Annotated in this window: 1 protein-coding gene; it reads left to right on the top strand. The window is 59.2% G+C overall.

Annotation, left to right across the window (positions count from 1 at the left end; translation table 11 throughout):
• Nucleotides 1–255, top strand: a 255-nt coding sequence (locus SB753_RS39200) for an SDR family NAD(P)-dependent oxidoreductase (RefSeq protein ID WP_410805436.1), incomplete at both ends; no start/stop codon positions are given.

Genomic DNA, 255 nt, shown 5'->3' with positions numbered 1-255 from the left:
GCTGACGGCAGCCGAAGACATCGGTGTCGACGAGTGGCAAAAGCAGATCGGCGTGAACCTCACGGGTCCGTTCCTGTGCGCGAAGCATTTCGCGCGGCATGTTCTCGCGAGCGGCCACGGAGGCAAGATCGTCAATATTGCTTCGCAGGCTGCAACCGTGGCGATCGACAAGCATTGTGCGTACACGTCGGCCAAAGCCGGGCTGATCGGTATGACAAAAGTGCTGGCCAAAGAATGGGCGTTGCGCGGAATAAC

Origin of the sequence: Paraburkholderia sp. SIMBA_053, from assembly GCF_046534895.1 — a bacterium.
GTDB classification, from domain to species: Bacteria; Pseudomonadota; Gammaproteobacteria; order Burkholderiales; family Burkholderiaceae; genus Paraburkholderia; species Paraburkholderia caledonica.
This window is presented reverse-complemented; position numbering and strand designations above follow the sequence as displayed.